This window comes from Arthrobacter halodurans (assembly GCF_041877255.1).
In the GTDB taxonomy this organism is placed as follows: domain Bacteria; phylum Actinomycetota; class Actinomycetes; order Actinomycetales; family Micrococcaceae; genus Arthrobacter_N; species Arthrobacter_N halodurans.
This window is the reverse complement of the sequence record NZ_JBHDLJ010000026.1, coordinates 1-719: the sequence shown is the minus strand read 5'-3', so window position 1 is coordinate 719 and position 719 is coordinate 1. Positions and strand designations below refer to the sequence as shown.

The window sequence follows — 719 nt, the reverse complement described above, 5'->3', positions numbered from 1 at the left end:
GCGACGCCGGCGAGGGCCGCGACCACGTCCTCGTAGATGTCCTCGTGGACGTAGAGCCGCTTCAGCGCCGCGCACGTCTGGCCGGTGTTGATGAACGCCCCCCAGAACAGGTCCTCGGCGATCGCCTCCGGGTCCGCGTCGGGGAGCACGATCCCCGCGTCGTTGCCCCCGAGCTCGAGGGTCAGGCGCTTCACGGTCCCCGCCGAGGAGCGGATGATCGCCTTGCCCGTGGCCGTGGACCCGGTGAACATCACCTTGTCGATCCCCGCGTGCCCCGCCAGCGCCTCGCCCACGTCCCGGCCGCCCGAGACCACCCGCAGCACGTCCGCCGGCAACACCGTGTTCAGCACCTCGGCCAACGCCAGCACCGACAGCGGCGTGTACTCCGAGGGCTTCACCACCACGGTGTTCCCCATCCGCAGCGCCGGGGCCAGCTGCCACACCGTGATCATCATCGGCCAGTTCCACGGCCCGATCGCCCCGACCACGCCCAACGGCCGGTAGTGCAGCTCCGCCCGGCCCCCCTCGTCGTCGACCAGCACCTCGGGCTCGAGCGCGAACGACGCCGTCGCGCGCAGCCACGCCGCGCACGCCCCGACCTCGAACCGCGCGTTCGGCCCGTTCAACGGCTTGCCCTGCTCCCGCGAGAGCAACCGCGCCAACCCCTCCGCCGAGGCCTCCACCGCGTCCGCGGCCCGCATCAAATACGCGCTGCGCTC

At 72.6% G+C, this 719-nt stretch carries 1 protein-coding gene; it reads right to left on the bottom strand.

What is annotated here, in order from left to right; genetic code table 11:
* On the bottom strand, window positions 1-719 hold a 719-nt coding region (locus tag ACETWP_RS17275), incomplete at both ends, for an aldehyde dehydrogenase family protein (RefSeq protein ID WP_373973529.1).